Raw genomic sequence first — 17,669 nt, 5'->3', positions numbered from 1 at the left:
TCGGCGTCTCCTAGTCTTCTAATTCATCGAGTTTGGCGTGATTGCCTTGGGCTGCTGGGGCCGCCGGTTTCTGATAAAGAGGATTTAACTGGATATACAGCAGGGCGATAATCAGGCCGATACCACCGAACGCGAGCAGGCTGAAACCGAGGTAGCTGCCGACAATAAAACCGAGGAAGAAGAAGGGCATCAGGTACTTCACGCCCATCATGTTGAGCACCATGGCGTAACCAACCACCACGATAAACCCGCCCGCGATTTGTAGCCCGTGAGTGACCACGGTTGGAATGGCATTGAGCATGTGAGTGACGGTGTCAGCACTGACAAAAATAGAGACGATCAGCACAGGTATGGCGACGCGCAACGCCTGAACCAGCAGGGCGGAGACATGCATTAAATCAATCATCGCAAAATTGGCACTTTCTGCCGCGCGGTCTGCCGCATGTTGGAAAGCCACGGTGATGGTGCGCGCAAAGACAGTGAGAACCTGACCGGCTACCGCCACTGGCAAGGCGATAGCAATCCCTGTGGCAATATTTTGGTGAGCAACAATGACTAAGATGGTGGAAATGATACTGGCCAGCGCAGAATCGGGGGATTGTGCCGCGCCCACGTTCATCCAGCCCAAGGCGATGAGCTCCAGCGTCCCGCCGAGGATCACGCCAGTCGTCATATCACCGAGGATCAGGCCGGTAATGGTACAAGCGATTAATGGCCGATGCGTTTGGAATTCATCCAGCACACTGCCGATACCGGCGATGCAGGCGAAAATAAATATTAAGATAATCTGTAGTAAACTGATTTCCATGGTGGACCCCTTTCGGCAATATGCCCCTATTTCCCCTTGGCTGAGATGGCCATGGAGTCATATTAAATAGTGTCATTGCCCAGGTTAAGTAATCGGATTTAAATGTTTATTAAGACCTGAGTGATTAATATTTGCTGATACTTATTTTTGATATTTAGTTTCGCTCTTTAGACTCCAGTTCTTTTAATTTTTTAATCACATCCACTTGTGGATCGGAAGTGACTACCCGCAAATCTAAATGAACACCGCGTTCACCTAAGGCATAAAAAGCATTAATATCATTTTGATCAACAGAAACGGCTTTTGTTAATTGCCGTTTTCCCTGTTTAAACGCCATACCACCAATATTAATGACATTAATTTTCACCCCTTCATCCACTAACCGTAAAACATCGGTTGGATTGGTGAATAAATAGAAAACGGTGTCATTGCTATAATTGGGGTTGTGATAAACAGCGACGGCTTTTTCAATATTGACCACATTCACTTTGATGCCCGGAGGCGCGGCTTGCTTTAATAGCGTCTTACGGATGTCATCGTTATAGACTTCATCACTACAGATAATAATGCGCTCGGCCTTGGCCTCTTTCGCCCAGACGGTGGTGACCTGGCCATGAATCAGCCGGTCGTCAATTCTTGCCAGATTGATTTTCATATAAAGTCTGCCTCTTCTTCTGCAATATTCTGTTGATGGCGGAATGACTGCACGCATTGCGCGCCGATTTCCAGTAAATAATCCGTCAGTTCTTCTGCGGCCATGCTGTGTTGGTTATCGGCAATTTCCAGCGCCAGCGGCAGTGATAAGCCACTGACGACCTGAATGCGGCTGTCACCAAAGGCTAGCCGAGCGGCGGCGTTATAGGGGCTGCCACCTTGCAAATCGACTGCAATCAGCCACGCGTTTTCTTCACTCTTCGCCATGACATCCTGCATTCTCATGACCAAATCCTCAGCATTCTCACCACGGTTAAACAGCAGCGGAGTAATATTCTGTGTCTCGCCATACACCATATTGACGGAATTTAGCATTGAAACGGCTAAATCACCGTGAGCACAAAAAATGACATTTACCATGTTATTTCCCCCGCATTAACGTGACCGTTAAAATTAAGCCAATCATTCATTCGATACTCTTTTTTATTCAAATTTCGTTTGTGGTTAGCCACACGCCAATCGGCGTGATTAATACTATTTTCATCATGCTTATGCCGTGAGCTTGAGTATCTCCTCGGCGGTTTCTTTCGTCGTCACCAAGCTATTAATGTATTTTCCTTTGATGGCACCAATAATTCCGCTAATTTTGTCATGTGAGTGGGCAATACCAATGGAATAACGGGCTTTTTTAATTTTATCTAACTCGATAGTAATAGTTTTATCGGAAATATAGGTTTCAACAGGATTACCCTGTAAATCATAAAAGCGTGAACAGATATCCCCAGCAACCTGCCTTTCATTAAAGTGGTCAATCACATCACTGCCATAAAATGCACGCCAAGTAGAATTACCGGAAATATTCGGGGAACCAATACCGAATATAGCAATATCTAATCGCTGCCAATAATCGGCGATCGCCTGATAATGCTGAGATTGCACGATACCGTCACGAATAACACTTTTCTCCAGAATCGCGGGGAAATCAATCAGCAGTGATTCACCTTTTAATTTCATGGCGGCGCTGTAAACCAAGGTATTCACATGGTAGCGACTCTCTAATTTACCTGACGGGCCACCGACCATCGGGATACAGGTTAATTGGCGTGATACCGCTGACATGTCCATTTGCTCAACTAAGGTGGCAATCGCACTGCCCCAAGAGAAGCCCAGAATATCGCCATTCTCAATAATACGGTTCAGCAGTGCGCAGCAATGTTTTGCCATTAATTGGAGTTGATGTTCTGGCGACTGATCTTCTTCTGAAGAAACCACAATCGCCTCGCGTAATTTAAAGCGCGATTTCAATTGCTGTTCCAGCAACAAATTCTCGTTATAGTTGTAATTAATTGAAATCGTCACGATGCCTTGTTCGCGGACTTTTTTTAGCATTCGGCTGATGCTGGTACGGTAAATCCCCAGCGCCCGCGCTATCTCAGCTTGCGTGAAATCTTGCTCGTAATACATTTGTGCAATTTTCACCATCAGGCGTAGATCATCGCTCTTTTCCATTTCAGCCTCTTGCACATTTGTGCAAATGTCATTAGGTTATCTATGACTTGATATAATCACTTTCCATTTTTTAAGTCAAAAGCATGAAATAACGCATCCTGCCTTTATCTCGCCTAATTAATCTAAAACAAACGCCCTAATACAGAATGGATATTGCACAGATGTGCCAAAATACTTAATGGGTTGATTTATATTAAATAAATGAAAATCGGTATTTTGTGTTGGCGAGGATTATTCCGAACAAATTTTGGATTGTGATCACATTTTTATTTTGCGTAATGTGGTGGGTTTTGCACATATGTGCAGATGAGGTGGTGTTTTCGCCTCAACCCCAGCCAACATCACTGGGATTGAGTGCGTTTTGGGCCTTCACTTAGTAGCAATTTAAGTCAGTAGCAACTTAACTCAGTAGCAACTTATAGTGATGCGGCTGGCGCATGGCAACGAGGTCTTTGCGGCGCACCACATTGGTGGGATAGGCGCTACCCACCAGAGAACGGGTATCAATGGTTTGAGTGACCGCTTGTGATGTCTGCCACAGCACTTGTTCTTGCCGTGGGAAAGTGAAGGTTTCAGGCCCAAAGATACCGCTAAACCCACCTTGCTCATGAGTTTCATCAACCGCATTTGCAAAGGCAAAATACAGATTATTTTCCCCCGCTCGGGTTCGGAATAAGTGCCAGTGCAGCGGATCGGCCCCTGTCGGGATAGGGTAATTTTGCTGGACAGTACTGCCGGCATGGGCGGCGGTAAAACCGGCGGGTAGGGCGGCAGAACAGGCAATGATATCGCAGCCCATCAATGCCAAAATACGGCCCGATTCCGGTAATAAGGCATCATGGCCTAACAGTAATCCCACTCTGCCCAGTGCGGTATCGAAGACACTCCACTGCTCGCCAGCGCTGGCCCACTGTTGATGCGCCTGAGAAAGTTGCATTTGCCGGTAAGTGCCGACAATCCCTTCGGGGCCAAACAGCACTTGCGTGTTGTAGTCTCTATCCTGCTGCTGTTCGGCCATCCCCACCACCAGATAGACCCGCAATCTCATGGCGAGGCGAGTCAGCGCTTGCACGGCGGGGCTGTCGAGTGTTTGAGCCTGAGCCGCGCCCGCGAGATAACCCGTTAAGGCTAATTCAGGGAACACAATCAGTTCACTGCCTTGCTGCAACACCGCATCTTCGGCCATGGCGGTTATCGCCGCCAGATTGGCTTCCACTTGCTCAACGGAGGGGAACTGCGCTACCGTCAGGCGGCTTTGCTTACCCGCAGGTAACGGTTTTTGCCCGTAAAGACCAAAGAAATCTTGTGGATTCCACAGGAAACTGTCGCAGAGTAGCGCGTGATAATCGGCAGGGCGGCGCTGATCAAAAACCGGTTCCCCCAAGACTTGGCGCTGGCGGCTGCGGCGAATGTCGACTTCGGCGTAGGCAATACCGTCCCCGCCATCGACCACGGCGGCAATAGATCCATCAGGTTCAATGATGCAACTGCCCCCGCTAAATTGGACACCACGCTCCAGCCCCCAGCGATTGCTTTCAATCAAATAACAACTATTCTCCATGGCGCGGCTGATCCAATAGGGGGCAGGCGTGCGTTCTGCCAGCCAATTGCTGATATGGCAGATGATATCGGCTCCCTCCAGTGCCAGTAAACGGGCAGTTTCTGGGAAATGGATATCCATACACACCAGCATTCCGATGCGCCCCAGTGGGGTTTCAAACACTTGATGCCCAACGTCACCCGCGGCCGCCCACTTAGGTTCAGAAATATAGGGGTGGCTTTTGCGATGGCAACCGATCACGCCTTGCGGCCCAATCAACACGGCGCTGTTGTAATAGAGCGAAGTGGCAGGGTCTACTTCCGGCATACCCAAGACGATATGGCATTGATAACGTTGTGCTAATTCAGTAAAACGGGCTGTGCTTTCACCGGGAACGGTTTCGACCATCGGCGCAACTTCCTGTCGATCAAACCAACAGTAGCCGGTGGTTGCCATTTCTGGCGTGGTAATCAGGCGTGCACCTTGTTGCGCCGCCTGCTCGACCAGTGCCAGTAATTGACGGACATTTGCCTCTTTGGCAAACATTAAGGGTTCAAACTGAATGGCGGCCGCAGTAAAAGGGGCTATCGACATGATTATCCTCGCAATTAGGCAATGTTAGGCTCGAAAAAGTCATATTAGGCTCGGCGCTTGACCGAGCGATCCGTGTTCAGTTCTTTCGGTTATGGGGGGCGGTGGGTGTCGTCCAAGAGAAAATGTCATTGGCCTGAATTAATGCGCATGAGATCTCCTCAACGGTGATGCGCTTGTCCATGGCTTGATGACGTAAGATCTCGTAGGCTTGCTCTTCGCCAATACTGTGCATCCGCATCAAGATGGCTTTGGCTTCACTGACTTGGCGGACCCCCAGCACCTTTTTTTCTAGCCGTTCTATTTGATCGCGCATTTGCCGTTGCTGTTGGGCATGGTGTAAGGCAAAGACCATGGCCGAGAGCAGTCCTGAGGCACGAAGCGGGGTGGTTATCGTGGCCCCCGCCCCCATGCTGAGCGCTTGGTCAATAAACGTCGGGTTCTCATACGCGATAACCGCAATCAGGGCGTGTTTGTGGGGGTTAAGCCATGACACATCCGGTTCGGGGTTATCAGACTGTAATGCATAGAAAATCAGGTCCGTATCCGCGGGGAGTTGCTCAGGGATGGGCCAGAAGGCTTGTACCTTAAACCCCATACGGCGTAAATGATTGGTGAGCGTTTCACCGTCCTCGTCGTCGGGGTGCAAGACCACGCAACGAATCCCTCGGCTGAGTAATAACGCGGTGGCGCTGATTCTGCTGTCGCTAGGTCGCATGGGGATACCCCACTGTCGTGAGTTTCGTGACCCAATCTCCCTGAATCTGGTTCGTCATATACGGGTCGGGTTCGACAATCCGGCGTGACTCCTGCACCACGGTAAATTGCCCCTGTTCATTCGCCATCCCAATCCGAGGGTAGAGTCCGGTGTGCTGATTCAGAGGATCAATTCGAATACGGCCTTGTGGCGCATCAAATTGGCTTCCTCGCAGGGCGGCAGACAATGGATAGATATGGTCACTGCCACATTCGGCCATGGCCTTGGCAAACAAATGCACTTGGCTGTAAGTGGCTTCCCAATTCATGTCCGTGGTGAGTTCCGGCCCGAATTGCTGATGGAACTGTTTCAGTGCCGCTTGATTCGCCTTGGTGCTGACACTTTGGAAATAGGGGGCGGAGCTGAAATGCCCTTGCGCCACTTCTGCCCCCATAATGGCAATCTCAGTTTCTGATGTATTCAGGCTGCCAATGGGCATACGGGCGGGATCTAAACCTGCCGCCTGATAAGCCTGATACAAGAACGGAACGGTTTGTCCCACCACGGTACTGAAAATGAAGTCCGGCTGCTTTTTGGCGATCTCCTCGATGATGGGCAAAAACGCTTCATAGGGCGCATTCAGGTCAAGGTAGCGCTCGCCAATCACCGCGCCGTCATGGCGTTGCAGGATAAGTTCCTGCATGTTGCGATTACATTCATACGGGTAGATATAACGCGAGCCAATTAAATACACTCGTGCGCCAAATTGCCCCGTCAGGTAATCCGCCAACTGGACACAATTTTGGTTGGGCGCGGCCCCGCCATAGAAAATATTTTCTGAAAACTCAAAGCCTTCATACAGTTGCGAATAGAACAGTAACCGCCGATATTTCTCCACCACCGGCGACATGGCTTTACGGCTACTGGAGGTGTAACCGCCAAAGATCACATTCACGTCGTGCTCGACGATTAACTGCTCTGCCAATGCACGGAACTGCACATCATCAGATTGTGGATCAAAATGAATGGCATGCAGTGGCCTGCCGTTGATACCGCCATTTTGGTTTATTTCGGCAATAGCTTGCATCGCGCCACGCCATTGTGATCGCTCTTGTGCCGCTGTCACTCCACTGAAGGAGTACAGTAAGCCAATATTGACTGGGGTATCGGATCCCATATGCACCTGCTTATGCGTCTGAATTGGGTGAAAAAGCGTGATAATCAGTACTCAGTTCCTCCCCCGACCGAGATCAGGGGAGAATAACGACGTGCGCCGTGGTTATTGGGCAAACAGTGTTTTGTTTAACATGGCACCGACGGTGTATTTAGGGTCGACCATGTTGCCTAAGCGCACCTTGCCGCATTGGCTCAGGAGCATATAAGCGTCCCATTGCTCGAAGCCAAAATCGGCCACCAACCAATAAATAAGGTCACGGTAGGCAATGCGGGTCGCATCCTCTAACGGCCGTGCGCTGCCGATACTCATGATGTTTTCGGCGTTTTCCATCCTCGGCCAAGCGAGCTGCCAGTTTTTGATTAAATCCACTTTGATGGTGGTGATTGAGGCAAATTCCACGGCGGTGCCGCAAATCTCCCCATCGCCCTGACAAGCATGCGCATCGCCGATAAACAAACGGCCACCGGGCGCGCGCACCGGCAGATAAGTGATGCTGCCTGGCCCGATATCCGGCACGTCCATATTCCCGCCGTGATTATCCGGTGTCAGTGAATTGATCGAGTCAATCTCTGGCGACACGCTCAACGTGCCAATATGGGGTTTGTAGGGCAGGGTATGGCGCTTGCTCCAGTAGACCTTTTCGCTGTCGAGCTTAATCATGCGCACTTTCTCAGGCAGCGGGTCATTGAGCATGGCGGTCAAGTCGGTACCGGTCAGTCCACCAAAATGCGGGATCATGGCGCAGATACCGTGGGGGTTAGCGCCGCGCGGCAACATGGACTCGATATAAACCGCAATCACATCGCCTTTCTCGGCACCGTTGACCATGATGGGGCCGTTTTGCGGGTTGAGAAACGGCATTTTGAGCAGTTGGCTTGGAATGTCTTGCTCTGAATTGATCGCCCCTTCAAAGGCATCCCGCGTATCGACAATCACCCGATCGCCCGGTTCAATGGTCAGCACCGGCGTCGAGTAGGGGCCGATGGTGTAGTGAAACTCTTTTTGCATCTCTTCCGTCAGATGGTGGGTCACCGGTTTACGCCCAGCACCCACACCGCGTTTGACCATGATTGATTCTTCGAGCCATTTCATTAGCAATTCTCCACGTATTAAGGGCATCCGGTCACAGAGCCAGATGACGGCGCATTAAAAGATCATCGGAAAGTTGTTGTTGTGTCAGGGTTTCCACCACTTGGCCTTTATCCATCACGGCGCAACGTTGTGCGGCGCGCTGGATCATGGCGATATCCTGCTCGACCAGAATCACGGCAACATGCAGTTCGCGAGCAATGCGCACCAAGGTATCGGCAATGATGTTGACGATAGAGGGTTGAACGCCTTCAGAGGGTTCATCCAGCAGTAAGACTTTGGGCGAACCGACTAATGCGCGGGCAATCGCCAATTGCTGTTGTTCGCCGCCACTCATGGTGCCGGCTTTTTGTTTGAGCCGTTGGCGCAAAATCGGAAAGTAATCCAGTACGCGCTCCAGCAAGTCTTTGGCGAATTCGCGATGTTCACGGACAAATTGCATCCCGACTTGCAGATTCTCAGCCACGGTTAAACCGGCAAACACTTCACGCCCTTGCGGAACGTAACCGACGCCTAAGCGGGCGCGGCGCTGCGGTGAAGCTTGTGTGATGTCGATTTCCCCTAATAAAATGCTGCCGTGTTTGCTCGGTACGGCCCCAATCAAGGTACGCATCAGCGTGGTTTTCCCCACGCCATTACGGCCAATTAAGCCCAGCACTTCCGCTGCATGCAGTTGCAGCGTGACGCCATTGAGTACTTGGCCGCCGCCATAACCCCCTGTCAGCTCTTCTATTTGCAACACCACGCTATTCATACTGATTTCCCCAAATAGATATCGGCCACATCCTCACGGGCGAGCACCTCGGCGGCATTGCCATCGGCGAACACTTTCCCTCCATGTAGCACTGTGACTTGCGAGGCAATTTGGCGCACAAATGTCATGTCGTGCTCCACCACCATGAGCGTCAGGCCGTCGTCTTGCATCTGCTTAATCAGTTCACCGGTGAGGTAGGTTTCATCGATAGATAAGCCCGCAACCGGTTCGTCCAGCATCAATAAAGTCGGTTGTAGCGACACCGCCATGGCAATTTCTAGCCACTGCTTTTTGCCGTGAGATAAATTGCCGGCCAACTGATGGTATTCCGTGGTGAGCTTAAAGCGCTCTAACAGGGCATCGACGCTCATGGCCTGCGAACGCACTTCTGGGCGCAAGTGACTGAGCGACAATTGCAAATGCTGCTCAACGGTCAGCTCAGGGAAGATGCCGGGGATCTGGAACTTAATGCTCATCCCCATCCGAATGCGCTGAAAGGGAGCCAAGGTATTTAACCGCCGATCAAAGAAACGGATATCGCCATCGCTCGGGGCATGCTCGCCAGTGAGTAACTTGAAAAAGGTACTTTTACCGGCCCCATTGGGGCCAATGACGCAGCGCACTTCACCGCGACGAATTTGCATATCGACTTGATTGATCACCTGAATGCCGCCAAAGCGTTTGCTCAGTCCACGGGTTTCAAGGATCAGTTCTTGCGATGCCTGACTCATAGTGATGCCCCTTTTTTCTGGCGCGCGGCAGATAAGCGGGTGAATTTCTCCGCTAACCAAGGTAGTAAGCCATTAGGCGCGGCAAGCACCACAAACAGCAGAATGGCACCAAGCAGGATCATGGCGTATTCACTGCCATAAATAGCCAACCATTGGGATAACCAGACCAATAAGGCAGTGATGACCACGGTGCCAAAGATATTCTTACGCCCAGCGGTGGCGACCCAGATAACCGGCATGGCGGCGGCGGTCAGCCCCATCGAAGATGGCGTGATGTAAGAGCCCCACAGGGTATAAAGTGCGCCAGATAAACCGGAGAGCACCCCCCCCAACACAAACACCAACAGTTGGTAGCGGCGAATATCAATTCCCAGCATTTCTGCCCGACGTGGATTCTCACGGATGGAAGCCAATGTGAGGCCAAAATCAGAGCGTAATAACCGCCGAACGCCCCAATACACACCGGCCAGCAGCACAATAATCAGGTAGTAGAAGCTATTGCCTTCGAGTGTCAGTAACTGGCCATCAAACCACGGCAAAGAGAGCGGCGGCATGCCGGACATCCCATTAAAACCATTCAATCGCGCACTGCCGATAGCCCATTGCGGCCCCGCGGTTTGCGACATAAAGGTTTCTAATACCAGCGTGAACGATAAAGTCACAATGCCGATAAAAATGCCGGTCACCCCACCGTAGAACATCAGATAGCCCAGTGCTGCCGCCACGGCTGCGGCCACCAGCAATGCCATCACTAAGCCGGACCACGTGGAGAGCACGCCGTCGCCAAAATTGAGCGTCATCACGCCGTAGGTATAACCGGCAAGGCCAAAGAACGCGGTCTGCCCGAATGATAAAATGCCGCCATGGCCCCACATGGCCGCTAACCCAATGGCGCAGAATGTCCACAGTAGGAAGTAGGAGAGGTCACCGACCATGGCGCTGTCTATCACCAGTGGCAGAGCTAGGGCTACCGCCAGCACCAACAGGGCTATTAGTCGAGTCTGGGATAGCGAGCGTTTCTTCGCGCTATCCGCCGATACATTAAGAGAGGTCGTTGTCACATGCGGCTCCTAGCGGTTACGGGTAAACAGGCTGCCAACACCGTTTGGCAGTAAGCGGATAACCAGTACAGCGGTGACCAGTAAGCCAATTTGACCCGCCAGTTGCCCATACCAAGAATTCAGCCCCGTTTGTATTGCGCCTAACGCCACTGCTGCAGGAATGGTGCCAACCAGAACATTTGCGCCACCAACAACTACCGAAACAAAGGCTTGCACAATAAAACTGCTGCCCATGGTGGGGACGGCGGTCAATGTTGGGGCATAAATGGCCCCTGCTAATCCGGCCAAGCCTGCGCCGAGTGCAAATGTCAGGGTATAAATTCGGTCGGTTTCCAACCCCAGACAGGATGCCATGCGCGCATTCTGGATAGTGGCTCGGGCGCAGACGCCGTAATTGGTGTGGAAGAACAACCAATAGAGCACCATTAGGATGGCGATCGCAAAGAAGGGCAGTAAGGCGCGATACGTGGCAAACGAGTATTCACCGAGGGTGAAAGAACCGAAGGGGGTCGACAGACCTTCCAGTGAGGGGCCAGCGATCAGCAGCATACTTTGCTGTACAATCAAACTGATTGCCCAGGTTGCGACCACCGAATCATATAAGCGGCCATAGAGATGGCGCACGACAAGACGCTCAACCACACCGCCGAAAAATGCCGCCGCTAAAGTACCCGCCAACATGGCAAAAGGCAGTGGTAAGCCTGCTTTATTCATTAAAATGGTGACGTAAGCGCCACACATAATGAATTCGCCATGTGCCAGATTAATCACGCCCATCATGCCAAAGATAACCGCCAGCCCCAGCGCTGCCAGCACCAGATAGGCGAAGTTATCGCCAAACTGGTAAATCACCGAATAGAGAAAGGAGAGCGTTAACATCGTTTGGCAATCCTCGGTGTCCTGATGGACACCCTTGAAAGGGGATAACACAGGGAAGCGTGCCAGCGGCGGTCACTTCCCTCCAAGGTCGCCAAAGTTAAGCTTTTTTAGGCGGAGATGACGGCGTGTACTGGCTGTTATCCGGTTTTACCGGCAAGTTACAACCGGCTTCACCTAACCAATAGGGTTTAATGTCCGTCCACACTTTCGGGATCTCGATGGAGTGGTCATCCTTCACATGAGCCAGATAGATGGTGTGGCTCAAATGGTGGCTCTTCGGATCGATACAGACTTTGCCGGAAGGACCATCGGTACAGATATCACCGCTTTCCAGTGATTTACGCACGGCCTCCATATCGGTGCTGCCGGCTTTCTCGACGGCCGCTTTGTACAGATAAACTGCATCGTAAGCATTCGCGGCTTCCTGATTGATATAAGGCTCATCCGGGAATTTGGCGTGGAAACGCTGTTTGAAGTCGTTACTGGCTGGGGTATCCACCTCTTCAATGTAGTTAGCGGTGATATACATATCTTTCAGTGCAGGCGCTTTAAAGCGTTTGTGCTCATAGGCTTGACCCACGTTGACGGAGCTACCCATCGGTAAATTGAGTTTTGCAGCGGCTTGTTGCTCGTAATAAGACGATTGGTTTGCACCCACCAGCAGCGTCATCACGAAGTCTGGTTTGGCTTTTTGGATGTTCTGAATGGTTTGACCGAATTGCGAGACACTCAGCGGAATAAACTCTTCACCCACCATGGTGCCGCCATTCTCTTCCACAATTTTGCGCACCCATTCAGCCGAGATTTGACCAAAGTTATAGTCGGCGGCAATGGTGTAAACTTTTTTGCCGTACTTCTCCATCATCCAAGGAATCAAGGTTGAGAACTGTTGTTCTGGCACTGCGCCAGTGACGAACACATTGGAGTCACATACGCCGCCTTCATATTGGTTGTTGTACCAATAGAGCTGTTTTTCGCGATCCATAATCGGGCGAATAGCTTCGCGTGAGGCACTGGAGAACGCGCCGAATATCACATCCACTTTGTCGTTTTTAATTAAGCGGCGTGCCATTTGTTGGAAACGGGTGTTATCGGATTGCGTATCGTATTTGACTAACTCGATTTGGCGTCCGAGTATGCCGCCTTTGGCATTTATCTCTTCAACAGCCAGCTCTGTGGCATGAATTTTGGGGATAACGGGCAGGGCAAAGTTGCCTGATGCATCTTCCAGCAAACCAATTTTGACCGGATTTTCTGCCGCTATCGACATCCCCGAGTAGGTGACGGCAAAGGCAGCGGCCAGCGCGATAGGGAGCGTGGCGTAATGACATTTAATTTTGGACCATTTCATTCTGGACATAAGTACCCCTGGCATTGGTTAAAAGGTGGGTCTGAAAAAAAGCCAAAAAAAAAGCCCAGCAAAGTCTGAAAGACATTGCGAGGGCTCTATTGCCATAACCACAAGCCGACAACGTTGGCGTTCTTGCGGAGAAGTCAGGGTCACTATAAAAAGCAATTCGCGTTGTTGTCAACGAAGAATTTTCAATAAAAATCAAATAGTAAAATTGAAAATCGTTGCACTAAATCGGGGCTTTCGGTTGCACAAAAATAGCTCATTAACTCGGCGGCTGGCGATCGGCGCTCACGGCGGGCGAAAAAAGGGGAGAGGATAAAATCATCGGCAAAGGCATGACGGAAGTGGGCATGAGAGGTTAATGAATTGCACCAACGGAGTGCTTAAAAAATATTCAAAATTTTAGCGGAAATAACCCTCCGGTGAGGACACCGGAGGGTGACTGAGATTAACCGCAGCGATTACATTTTGCCGCTTGAATCTGCTGGAAGAAATCATTGCCTTTATCATCAACCAAAATAAAGGCGGGGAAGTCCTCCACTTCAATCTTCCAGATGGCTTCCATACCCAACTCTGGATACTCGATGCACTCCAGGCTCTTAATACTGTTTTGTGCCAATACCGCCGCAGGGCCACCGATGCTGCCCAGATAGAAGCCGCCGTGTTTGTGGCAGGCGTCGGTCACCTGCTGGCTGCGGTTGCCTTTCGCCAGCATGATCATGCTGCCACCGTGGGATTGCAGCAGATCGACGTAAGAGTCCATGCGGCCCGCCGTGGTGGGACCCAGTGATCCTGACGCATAACCTTCTGGTGTTTTGGCGGGGCCAGCGTAGTAGATCGGATGATCTTTAATGTATTGCGGCAAGCCTTCGCCATTATCCAGCCGCTCTTTTAATTTGGCATGGGCAATGTCACGGCCAACAATAATGGTGCCGGTCAGCGACAGACGAGTTGATACCGGATATTGCGACAGCTCTTTTAATATCTCCGGCATTGGGCGGTTAAGGTCAATATGAACCACTTTGCCTTCTGTGCTCTGGCGCAGGTGCTCTGGGATATATTTGCCCGGATTTTGCTCCAGTTTCTCGAGCCAAATGCCTTTGCGGTTAATCTTGCCCTTGATATTACGGTCAGCGGAGCAAGACACGCCCATCCCCACTGGGCAGGATGCACCGTGGCGGGGGAGACGAACGACACGCACATCATGAGCAAAGTATTTGCCGCCAAATTGCGCGCCCAGACCTAAGTCTTGTGCAGCTTCCAACAGCTCTTGTTCCAGCGCGATATCGCGGAAAGCTTGCCCGTGCTCATTCCCTTGCGTCGGCAGGCCATCATAATATTTGGTGGAGGCCAGTTTGACGGTTTTTAGGGTGCTTTCGGCAGAGGTGCCACCGATAACAAACGCAATATGATAAGGCGGGCAAGCGGCTGTGCCCAAGGTGCGCATTTTCTCAACCAAATAGTCTTTCAGTTTACCCGGCGTGAGCAGTGCCTTGGTTTCTTGATACAGATAGGTTTTGTTCGCAGAGCCGCCACCTTTAGTGACGAACAGGAATTTATAATCTTCCCCTTCGGTGCTGTAGAGGTCGATTTGCGCCGGTAAGTTTGTGCCGGTATTCACTTCTTTGTACATATCCAGCGCCGCATTTTGCGAGTAGCGCAGATTATCTTCGATAAAGGTGTTGTACACGCCACGGGATAGCGCTTCGGCATCATTACCGCCCGTCCAAACACGCTGACCTTTTTTCCCCACGATAATGGCCGTGCCGGTATCCTGACAGGTCGGTAAAATCCCTTTCGCAGAGATTTCTGAATTGCGCAGGAATTGCAGTGCTACGTATTTATCGTTCTCGCTGGCTTCTGGGTCATCCAAAATGGCAGCAACTTGTTTTTGGTGCGCGGGGCGAAGTAAAAATGAGGCGTCGTGGAAAGCGTGTTGGGCGAGGAGGGTCAAGGCTTCAGGCTCGACTTTCAGTATGTCGTGGCCTTCAAACTGCGTCACCGAGACGTGATGATCACTGACAAGGTAATACTCAGTATCGTCTTCCTTTAGCGGAAAGGGATCCTGATAGTGGAACGGTTTATTTGACATATTTTTCTCACATTCAACATCAGTTAGCGAAAGCGTTCGATAACAGAAACAATCATTAGCAAAACCAAGTCGGTCTATTTTTAGCAATGCCCCAAAAAGCGGGGTCAATGACTTTGGTCATGATCTTACTATAAATTGTCCGGGCTAAGCGACGGCTCCACCCTCTTTATAAAGGGTGGATCTCATTTTCCGCACTTATCGATGGCTCTAGCAGCATTGCGGTGGGAGACTGTCCGACCGCCCAATATATTTCACTGCGATCTGCCTGCTTATCACGGCTAAATGCTGAATGTTGTGTAACTACATGACCGCGCTGAGCGCGTCGGCGATGTGTTTAAACTGGTCAAAACGTGCTCGTAGAATCTGATGTTTTTCGGCATTGGGTAGCAGGCGCGTGATGGGTGGCTCAGAGGCGAGGATAGCCTCTTCGAAACCGGCGTAATAGCCGCTACCGACCGCGGCGCACAGTGCGGCAGCACGGCAGCCCGATTGCTGAATATCGACGATATCCAAAGGTAGATTGCTGGCATCGCAAAACATCTGCATCCAGATAGCTGAATGCGTGGGGCCACCGGTAAAGCGGATACTGTCAGTACCGCCACCCAGCGCCAGAATTTTGTCCTGATGCAACAGATGGGAAAACACGATCCCCTGATACACCGCGTAAACAATATCCTCGATGCGATGATGGCCACTCAACCCCAGCAGGCCGCCGCTAAGATTGGCGCTGTAATTTGAGCCATACAACCACGGGAAGAACAGAATACTGTCTGACTTTTCATAGCCAAGCGCGGCCCATTGATTGAGTGTTTGATAGCTGTCTGGCAAATCCGGCAAGAATTGCTTCACAAACCAAGCCAAATTGCTGGCAGAGGTGGGGCTACCTTCGTGGACAAAATAGCGGTTGGGGATGCAATATTTCCCCCACACATAGGGGTAGTCAGAGGCTCGGACCTCATCGAATACGCGCGTGGCAATTGACCAAGTGCCCGCCACGGCACTGAGCTGGTGGCTGTCATGTAAACCTGAGGTTAAGGCCGCACCCACGACATCAAACATCCCGCCGAATACCGGTAGACCGGCCTTTAAGCCGCAAGCTGTCGCCGCTTGTTCGCTGACATAACCGGCCAAATCAGCCGACCCAATGATCGGCGCGGTTTTATCCGCCACTTCCTCAATGGCAAAAATCTTCATCAACTGTGCGTCAAAATCCCCGCTGTACTGGTTATAAAGATTGCTACCCGAGATATTGGTTGCCTCAATAGTGAACTCACCCGTTAAGCGGTAGCGAATATAGTCATGGACCATGAGGACATAACCGCTCCGGTGATAATTTTCGGGTTCGTGCTCTTTTAGCCAACGCAACAGGGCCGCTGGGTGAGAAGGCCACAATTGTTGCAAGCTGCGTGCATAGGCTTGCTGAGCTTTCCCCTCTTTTTGCCAGCGGCTCACCAGTGCTTGAGCGCGGGAGTCAGAGGAGACAATTCCGTGCCGGACCGGCTGGCCCTGTTTATCCACCAAATACAGTCCTTTGCCGTGAGCCGAAAAGCTGATGCCTCGCAGTTGGTCTGCTGACATCTTAGCCACGTCATGGGCATGCTGGAGCGTTTGGCGAATAACCTGACAAGTTGCCGCCCACAACGCCTCCATATCGCGCTCACAAAATCCCGCCTGTGGGCATAGCACCGGCAATGCCTGTTCGGTGACCGCAATCTCGCGGCCATCGGCGGTGTAAATACCGGCTTTGGTCACGGTGCCGCCCAGATCAATGCCGAGGAAATAGTGGCTCATGATGGCTCCTTAACGTGCCGCCGGTAAGACGTCTTGACCCCAACCCGCCAGCCGCATTTTGTCTTCGATCCAGTGACGGGCCTGAATAATTTCTAACAAGGGTTCCGCTGATTTTTCCGTCCACATTTCAATCAGGAAGGTGCCCCGATAATTCAGGCGGCGCAGGGTTTTAAACAGACTCACAAAGTCGACGCAACCCTCACCAAAAGGCACATCGCGAAATTGCCCCGGGCAATCAGCAGTGACCGCGAAGGTATCTTTCAGGTGAATCGCCGCAATACGATCAATACCGCTTGCCAGCTCAGCATCGACCTCATTGCCCCACGCCGTGAGGTTGCCAATGTCGGGATACAAGGTAAACCACGGTGAACCAATCTTGCGGTCTAACGCCTTCCATTTGCTGATGGAATTCATAAATTGGGTATCCATGATTTCCACCGCGCACATCACTTGTGCCGCCGCCGCTTGCTGCACTGCCCAGGCCATGCCTTCTTCGAAACGGGCGATGGTTTCGCTGTCTTGCGGCTCATAGTAGACATCGTATCCGGCCAATTGAATGGTGCGGATCCCGAGGTCTTGCGCCAATCGAATCGCTTGCAACATGATCGTGCGTGCGTGCTCACGGATAGCGGGATCACGGCTGCCAAACGGGTAACGCCGGTGTGCTGACAGGCAAAGAGTCGGAATTCTCACGCCGGTTTGCTGGATGGCATCAATCACACTCATGCGCACTTCACGCGACCACGCCAAGCGGGCTAACCGCTCGTCACTCTCATCAACTGACATTTCGACAAAGTCGAAACCACAGGATTTTGCTATTGCCAGCTTTTCAACCCAACTGGTGCCTGCTGGCAGCGCTTTTTCATAAATTCCCAAGGGGTGAATTCGCATTATTTGGCTCTCCCTGTTTCCCTGACGACTTGACGTTTTAGCGGTGCTCTC

The 17,669-nt window shown here is 51.3% G+C and carries 16 protein-coding genes; all 16 read right to left on the bottom strand.

Translation table 11 applies throughout. The features are described 5' to 3' along the window. Positions 1-10: 10 nt before the first annotated feature. The 16 genes from BN68_RS09450 to BN68_RS09375 all read right to left on the bottom strand — a co-directional run bounded on the left by BN68_RS09450 (position 11) and on the right by BN68_RS09375 (position 17,618). The gene (locus tag BN68_RS09450) at positions 11-808 is read right to left on the bottom strand and encodes a PTS mannose/fructose/sorbose transporter subunit IIC (protein WP_019210929.1); all 798 of its coding nucleotides are present in this window, start codon (positions 806-808) and stop codon (positions 11-13) included. A 154-nt stretch (positions 809-962) separates the two neighbouring features. Continuing rightward, positions 963-1,463: a mannose/fructose/sorbose PTS transporter subunit IIB gene (locus tag BN68_RS09445; protein WP_042806612.1), complete on the bottom strand. Its 501-nt coding sequence runs from the start codon at positions 1,461-1,463 to the stop codon at positions 963-965. After that, positions 1,460-1,882 (bottom strand): mannose/fructose/sorbose PTS transporter subunit IIA, encoded by a 423-nt coding sequence (locus tag BN68_RS09440; RefSeq protein ID WP_042806611.1) that lies wholly within the window; start codon positions 1,880-1,882, stop codon positions 1,460-1,462. Before BN68_RS09440 ends, BN68_RS09445 begins: the two co-directional genes overlap by 4 nt. Positions 1,883-2,011: 129 nt before the next feature. Beyond that, the gene (locus BN68_RS09435; protein ID WP_019210928.1) at positions 2,012-2,971 is read right to left on the bottom strand and encodes a sugar-binding transcriptional regulator; all 960 of its coding nucleotides are present in this window, start codon (positions 2,969-2,971) and stop codon (positions 2,012-2,014) included. 400 nt (positions 2,972-3,371) lie between these two features. Further along, positions 3,372-5,105: a nitrilase-related carbon-nitrogen hydrolase gene (locus BN68_RS09430; RefSeq protein WP_019210927.1), complete on the bottom strand. Its 1,734-nt coding sequence runs from the start codon at positions 5,103-5,105 to the stop codon at positions 3,372-3,374. A 76-nt stretch (positions 5,106-5,181) separates the two neighbouring features. Next, entirely contained in the window at positions 5,182-5,820 is a 639-nt protein-coding gene (locus BN68_RS09425) for an ANTAR domain-containing response regulator (protein ID WP_019210926.1), read from the bottom strand. After that, on the bottom strand, positions 5,810-6,976 hold the full coding sequence (locus tag BN68_RS09420) for a transporter substrate-binding domain-containing protein (RefSeq protein WP_019210925.1): 1,167 nt from the start codon (positions 6,974-6,976) through the stop codon (positions 5,810-5,812). The genes BN68_RS09425 and BN68_RS09420 overlap by 11 nt, the downstream gene beginning before the upstream one ends. A gap of 102 nt (positions 6,977-7,078) precedes the next feature. Continuing rightward, a complete protein-coding gene (locus BN68_RS09415) occupies positions 7,079-8,068 on the bottom strand; it encodes an acetamidase/formamidase family protein (protein WP_019210924.1) in 990 nt (329 codons plus the stop codon). Between the two features lie 31 nt (positions 8,069-8,099). Continuing rightward, entirely contained in the window at positions 8,100-8,819 is a 720-nt protein-coding gene (locus tag BN68_RS09410; RefSeq protein WP_019210923.1) for an ABC transporter ATP-binding protein, read from the bottom strand. After that, positions 8,816-9,550: an ABC transporter ATP-binding protein gene (locus tag BN68_RS09405; protein ID WP_019210922.1), complete on the bottom strand. Its 735-nt coding sequence runs from the start codon at positions 9,548-9,550 to the stop codon at positions 8,816-8,818. Before BN68_RS09405 ends, BN68_RS09410 begins: the two co-directional genes overlap by 4 nt. Next, positions 9,547-10,611, bottom strand: coding sequence for an ABC transporter permease subunit (locus BN68_RS09400; protein WP_042806610.1), 1,065 nt, complete (start codon positions 10,609-10,611; stop codon positions 9,547-9,549). The genes BN68_RS09405 and BN68_RS09400 overlap by 4 nt, the downstream gene beginning before the upstream one ends. A 9-nt stretch (positions 10,612-10,620) precedes the next feature. Then, positions 10,621-11,490 (bottom strand): ABC transporter permease subunit, encoded by an 870-nt coding sequence (locus tag BN68_RS09395; protein WP_019210920.1) that lies wholly within the window; start codon positions 11,488-11,490, stop codon positions 10,621-10,623. Between the two features lie 97 nt (positions 11,491-11,587). Then, positions 11,588-12,754 (bottom strand): urea ABC transporter substrate-binding protein, encoded by a 1,167-nt coding sequence (locus BN68_RS09390; RefSeq protein WP_176396474.1) that lies wholly within the window; start codon positions 12,752-12,754, stop codon positions 11,588-11,590. Between the two features lie 538 nt (positions 12,755-13,292). Beyond that, on the bottom strand, positions 13,293-14,936 hold the full coding sequence (gene fumA / locus BN68_RS09385) for a class I fumarate hydratase FumA (RefSeq protein ID WP_019210918.1): 1,644 nt from the start codon (positions 14,934-14,936) through the stop codon (positions 13,293-13,295). Positions 14,937-15,236: 300 nt separating this feature from the next. Beyond that, a complete protein-coding gene (locus tag BN68_RS09380) occupies positions 15,237-16,727 on the bottom strand; it encodes an FGGY-family carbohydrate kinase (RefSeq protein ID WP_019210917.1) in 1,491 nt (496 codons plus the stop codon). A 9-nt stretch (positions 16,728-16,736) separates the two neighbouring features. Further along, positions 16,737-17,618 (bottom strand): L-ribulose-5-phosphate 3-epimerase, encoded by an 882-nt coding sequence (locus tag BN68_RS09375; protein ID WP_019210916.1) that lies wholly within the window; start codon positions 17,616-17,618, stop codon positions 16,737-16,739. Positions 17,619-17,669: the final 51 nt, after the last annotated feature.

The sequence above is a fragment of the Yersinia massiliensis CCUG 53443 genome, assembly GCF_000312485.1.
Taxonomy (GTDB): Bacteria; Pseudomonadota; Gammaproteobacteria; order Enterobacterales; family Enterobacteriaceae; genus Yersinia; species Yersinia massiliensis.
The sequence above is the reverse complement of the archived record's forward strand: the minus strand, read 5'-3'. Positions and strand labels throughout refer to the sequence as shown.

Excerpts from the sequence above, each read along its gene's own strand:
- BN68_RS09420 (WP_019210925.1), bottom strand. The coding sequence starts at position 6,976 with ATGGGATCCGATACCCCAGTCAATATTGGCTTACTGTACTCCTTCAGT.
- BN68_RS09405 (WP_019210922.1), bottom strand. The coding sequence starts at position 9,550 with ATGAGTCAGGCATCGCAAGAACTGATCCTTGAAACCCGTGGACTGAGC.
- BN68_RS09375 (WP_019210916.1), bottom strand. The coding sequence starts at position 17,618 with ATGCGAATTCACCCCTTGGGAATTTATGAAAAAGCGCTGCCAGCAGGC.
- BN68_RS09435 (WP_019210928.1), bottom strand. The coding sequence starts at position 2,971 with ATGGAAAAGAGCGATGATCTACGCCTGATGGTGAAAATTGCACAAATG.
- fumA (WP_019210918.1), bottom strand. The coding sequence starts at position 14,936 with ATGTCAAATAAACCGTTCCACTATCAGGATCCCTTTCCGCTAAAGGAA.
- BN68_RS09395 (WP_019210920.1), bottom strand. The coding sequence starts at position 11,490 with ATGTTAACGCTCTCCTTTCTCTATTCGGTGATTTACCAGTTTGGCGAT.
- BN68_RS09445 (WP_042806612.1), bottom strand. The coding sequence starts at position 1,463 with ATGAAAATCAATCTGGCAAGAATTGACGACCGGCTGATTCATGGCCAG.
- BN68_RS09425 (WP_019210926.1), bottom strand. The coding sequence starts at position 5,820 with ATGCGACCTAGCGACAGCAGAATCAGCGCCACCGCGTTATTACTCAGC.
- BN68_RS09410 (WP_019210923.1), bottom strand. The coding sequence starts at position 8,819 with ATGAATAGCGTGGTGTTGCAAATAGAAGAGCTGACAGGGGGTTATGGC.
- BN68_RS09415 (WP_019210924.1), bottom strand. The coding sequence starts at position 8,068 with ATGAAATGGCTCGAAGAATCAATCATGGTCAAACGCGGTGTGGGTGCT.
- BN68_RS09440 (WP_042806611.1), bottom strand. The coding sequence starts at position 1,882 with ATGGTAAATGTCATTTTTTGTGCTCACGGTGATTTAGCCGTTTCAATG.
- BN68_RS09430 (WP_019210927.1), bottom strand. The coding sequence starts at position 5,105 with ATGTCGATAGCCCCTTTTACTGCGGCCGCCATTCAGTTTGAACCCTTA.
- BN68_RS09380 (WP_019210917.1), bottom strand. The coding sequence starts at position 16,727 with ATGAGCCACTATTTCCTCGGCATTGATCTGGGCGGCACCGTGACCAAA.
- BN68_RS09450 (WP_019210929.1), bottom strand. The coding sequence starts at position 808 with ATGGAAATCAGTTTACTACAGATTATCTTAATATTTATTTTCGCCTGC.